The 4,272-nt window shown below is 62.7% G+C and carries 6 protein-coding genes; 1 reads left to right on the top strand and 5 read right to left on the bottom strand.

Features of this window, described 5'->3' with window-relative positions; all coding sequences use genetic code 11:
- The 3 genes from ABI213_RS04630 to ABI213_RS04620 all read right to left on the bottom strand — a co-directional run.
- The coding region (locus ABI213_RS04630) for a transporter substrate-binding protein (RefSeq protein ID WP_348026247.1) at positions 1–540 on the bottom strand (540 nt) is incomplete at its 3' end.
- A 144-nt stretch (positions 541–684) separates the two neighbouring features.
- Positions 685–1,014, bottom strand: coding sequence for a nucleotidyltransferase domain-containing protein (locus ABI213_RS04625; RefSeq protein ID WP_348005951.1), 330 nt, complete (start codon positions 1,012–1,014; stop codon positions 685–687).
- Positions 1,015–1,021: 7 nt separating this feature from the next.
- Entirely contained in the window at positions 1,022–1,450 is a 429-nt protein-coding gene (locus ABI213_RS04620) for an HI0074 family nucleotidyltransferase substrate-binding subunit (RefSeq protein ID WP_348005952.1), read from the bottom strand.
- Between the two features lie 123 nt (positions 1,451–1,573).
- Here ABI213_RS04620 and ABI213_RS04615 point away from each other — a divergent pair, with 123 nt between their 5' ends.
- Positions 1,574–2,818 carry a D-arabinono-1,4-lactone oxidase gene (locus tag ABI213_RS04615; RefSeq protein WP_348005953.1) on the top strand — a complete coding sequence of 415 codons (1,245 nt, stop codon included), beginning with the start codon at positions 1,574–1,576 and terminating at the stop codon, positions 2,816–2,818.
- Positions 2,819–2,884: 66 nt separating this feature from the next.
- On the opposite strand, the gene ABI213_RS04610 is transcribed toward ABI213_RS04615, so the two are convergent.
- The gene (locus ABI213_RS04610) at positions 2,885–3,454 is read right to left on the bottom strand and encodes a YceI family protein (RefSeq protein ID WP_348005954.1); all 570 of its coding nucleotides are present in this window, start codon (positions 3,452–3,454) and stop codon (positions 2,885–2,887) included.
- A gap of 4 nt (positions 3,455–3,458) precedes the next feature.
- A complete protein-coding gene (locus ABI213_RS04605; RefSeq protein ID WP_348005955.1) occupies positions 3,459–4,040 on the bottom strand; it encodes a hypothetical protein in 582 nt (193 codons plus the stop codon).
- Positions 4,041–4,272: the final 232 nt, after the last annotated feature.

Genomic DNA, 4,272 nt, shown 5'->3' with positions numbered 1-4,272 from the left:
GGTGCGGGGGTACACATAGTCGGTGCCCAGCAGGACCCAACGCTTGGCACCGCCACCGGCCTTGCTCATCAAATAATCCACCGCGGGAATAGCTTGCTGGTTAGGCGCAGCACCCGTGTAGAACACGTTCTTGCTGAGTTCTTCACCCTCGTACTGCACGGGGTCGAACAGCAGGCCGTTCATTTCTTCCACCACTGGCAGCACCGACTTGCGCGACACCGAGGTCCAGCAGCCGAAGATCACGGCGACTTTGTCCTGGCCCAGCAGCTGCTTGGTCTTTTCAGCGAACAGTGGCCAGTTGGACGCGGGGTCCACCACCACAGGTTCCAGCTTCTTGCCCAGCAAACCTCCCTTGGCATTGATTTCGTCAATGGCCATCAGCACGGTGTCTTTCAACACGGTTTCAGAAATCGCCATGGTGCCCGACAGGCTGTGCAGTACGCCGACCTTGATGGTGTCGGCAGCGTGTGCTGGCAGAACGGACAGGCTTGAGAGGGCGACAGCGGCGGTCAGCGCCTTGAGAGTAAATCGACGTTGCATGTGAGCTTCTCCGTTAAGTAAATGAACCCGGTTCGCCGCACTCGACCTGTGCAATTGACTGGTTTTGTGCGGCGATGGGTGGACTTTAGGGAAGCAAGGCGTTTGGAGAAATACGCCGGGTGGCGTACAGGCGTATCTATGCTCTCAGGATTCAGCGCCCAGTTGCACCACGACTTTGTCACGCGCGATGGCGGCGCGAAAGGCTTCGCTGGTGCTGGCCCAGTCGACGATGTCCACCCGCACGGGCAAATCCGAGGTATCAAAGGCATCGTGGATGCTGGCCAGTTGCTCTAGCGACAAAGGCTGGCGGCTGATGATGGCCAAGTCCAGGTCCGAATAAGGCTTGGCCGTGCGCCGAGCCCGGGAACCAAAGGCCCACACTTCCAGCTGAGGCACCTGCTCCCGCAAAATCCGCAACACCTCAGCCCAGTCGCTGGGAGCCAGGGCTAGGGATGGGTTCGCGGCGGGGAACATGGTCGGTTCAAGTACTGGCGCTACGACGGGTCAGCGCTTGCAGCAAGGCCTGTGCTTCGACCAGAAAGTCCGGAGCGATGGCAAACACCGCCTCGGCCTTGGCGGCATCGTAGGTATGGCTGCTGTCGGTGCGGGCCTGCCGGTAGGTCTTCCAAAGGTGCCAGTCGGAGCGCAGCAAGGCCCGCTCGTTGCCCAACCGGATCAGGCTTTGAAAACTACCCATGTCCAGTTCTGCCGGGCTGGGCTCGGTGGCCTCCAGATAGCGTTTGAGCATCTTCCAGCTGAGCTCGTAGGTAAATTCAAAGCATTGGATGACTGAATTGCGCAGCTGCTCGCGCAAGCCGGAGTCCGCCAACGCAGCGGGGGAATAGGCATAGACCAAGCTTTTCTCAAGCTGGGCAATCGCATTGGCTAACGGGCTGAAATCAAGTTGCATGGCGGCGGTTTTGGGTGTTTGCAGAGGGATTGTGCAATACCGCAGGATACGTGCGCGCACCTGCGCACTGCAGAGTTGCGGCATCATCACCTCCACATCATCAGCATTCGCAAAGGATTCCCCATGCCATTCGAAAAAGGCGGTCTGTGGCGCAACTGGGTCGGTAACCAGTCGTGCATTGCACGCTACAAGGGCGCGCCCACGTCCGAAGACCAGTTGCGCGAAATGGTGGCCGAAGCGGATCGGCTGGATCTGAACCTGCGGGTGGCGGGCTCGGGCCATAGCTTCACGCCGGTGGTGGGGACCGGCGGGCTGCTGCTGTCCCTGGCGCAGATGCAGGGCGTGCGAAGTTTTGACGATGCGAAGAAGCAGGTCACCGTAGCTGCGGGTACGCGCATCCATGACCTGGCAATTGCGCTGAAAGCCCACGGGTTTTCACTGGTGAACCAGGGCGATATCGACTCGCAGGCGGTGGCGGGTGCCTTCACCACCGGCACCCATGGCACCGGGAGCACGCTGGGCTGCCTGGCCACGTCGATTGCTGGTTTGCGGCTGGTGCAGGCCGATGGCAGCGTGCTGGTGGTGGATGGCAGCGACACCGATCTGCTGCACGCCGCCCAGGTATCGGTGGGCACGCTGGGCGTGATTTCCGAGCTGACGCTGCAGGTGACGGATGCCTACCAGCTGCACGAACACGTATGGCGCGACGACTTCGAGACCTGCATGGCCCGCCACGACGAGCTGGCCGCCACGCACCGCCATTTCGGCTTCTTCTGGTGCCCCACCCCGCACAGCCGCCAGCTGTACTGCCTGGCCGACACGGCGGATGCACCCCGCACCACCACGACCAAGACCGCCGACGTGTGCGAGATGAAGGTGATCGACATCAGCGACCGCCCCGCGCTGGACACCCCGTTTGAAAAAATCGCCTACTCGTCCGAGATCTACCCCATCGAGTACGTGCCCAACTTCCACGAACTGGAATACGCCGTGCCGCTGCAGCACGGCAAAGAGGCGGTGCGCGCCGTGCGCGAACTGATGCTGACCAAGCACCAAAACTGCATCTTCCCCATCGAATACCGCTTCACCGCGGGCGACCCGGCCTGGATCAGCCCGTTCCACCAGCAGGACAGCATCACCTTGTCAGTATCCGGCCAGCCGGGCGTGGACTACTGGGACTATCTGCGCGATGTGGATGCCATCCTGCGCCGCTTTGGCTCGCGCCCGCACTGGGGCAAGATGCATTTTTTGGACACCGATGACGTGACCGCGCTGTACCCGCGTGCGGCCGACTTCCGCGCGCTGCGGCGCAAGCTGGATCCGCAAGGGCGCTTTTTGAACGACCATGTGCGGGCGTTGCTGGGTTAGGCATTAAATCAGCCTTTTGTGCAGGTAGCACCTGCGCAAGCAGCTACTTATTTAGTAGCAATCACTTTATTGCCGCACCGCCTCCACCTGCACCACCAGGTGCACGTTCTTGGGCATACCCAGGCTGACACCCAGGTCCATGCCGTAGTCGGTGCGGTCAATGGTGGTTTCAAAATTACCGCTGCACACCTCGGGCTCGGGCGCGGCGGGTCTACTGCAGGCAAAGGAGTTCACGTGCAGCACGACCGGCAGGGTTTTACCCAGCAGGGTCAGGTTGCCCAACACGTCGGTTAGGGTCTCGCCGCTGAACACAAACTGGTCGCCCAGGAAATGGATGCTGGGGTATTGGCTGGCGTTGAACAGCTCGGTGCCCACCAGAATGGAATCGATCAAAGCCATGCCCGAGCGGACCGAGGCGGCCTCGATGCTGACATCGGCCAGGCCGGTTTTGGCCGCCATGTCTAGCTGGATGCTGCCTGTGTGCCGCTCAAACCGCCCGCTGCTGATGCTGCCTAACTCGTAAGTGGTGCTGGTGCGTACCGGGTCGATGGTGTAGGTGGCCGCTTGGGCGCTGGCGGGGGCGGTGAAAAGCGCGGCAGCCAGCCAGCACAGCGATGCCAAAACGGGCCGTGCCATGGGTTCAGCGCGGCAGCACGCGGATTTGCACCAGCTGCCGGGTGTCGGCGGCGGCTTCGCTGCTGTAGCTGCCCGCCTGGGCCTGCCCGCCCCCGGTAGCCGCCACCGTGACCCACTGGCCCAGGGCGGCGCTGACGGTGGTGGCCAGTTGGCTGCGGGCCTGGCTGGGGAGTTCGGCGTTGCCACTGGGGGCCTGCAGGCTGGAGGCCTGCACGTCGATGCTGACCAGCACCGGCTGGTCGCCACCGGGCCAGCGCGGCTGCACCACCATGCTTTGGCCCGCCTGCATCCATACCATGCCGTAGCTGACCCCATCGCCGCTGCGCCCGCCCGAGCTGACAGACTGCACAAAGCGGATCGGCACGTTTTGCCCAAGGGTGAGCGTGGCCTTTTCGCCGTTGCGCACCAGGATGCGCTGGGCGGCCAGCGGCGTGGCGGCGGGCTGGGTGCTAACGGTGTTGCCGTCGGGCTCGGTGATCTGGCGCACCTCGACCGCCAGGTTGCGTTGCGGTAGCTGGGCCAGCGCGGGCAGCACCGACATGCCCAGAGCGGCCCCGGCAAGAAGGGAGAGTGCGGTGTGTGCCATGCCGCCATTGTTCCACGGCAGGGCTGCATCCCCCAAACAAGGGATGCCAAAGTGGCCCATTGGGACTAACTTTCGATCGGCACACACCTGAGATGTGCACAGCCATCCCAAGGAGCCCCCATGCCCAAATTTTTAAGTGAACGGCATCGTGGGCAAGCCGGGCAGCCCATAAAGCCAAAGAGGCCGGGTGTTTCCACCCCACCTCCAGACCTACCTGGACAAACCACTGCCT

The sequence above is a fragment of the Rhodoferax sp. genome, assembly GCF_039922535.1.
In the GTDB taxonomy this organism is placed as follows: domain Bacteria; phylum Pseudomonadota; class Gammaproteobacteria; order Burkholderiales; family Burkholderiaceae_C; genus Rhodoferax_B.
This window is presented reverse-complemented; position numbering and strand designations above follow the sequence as displayed.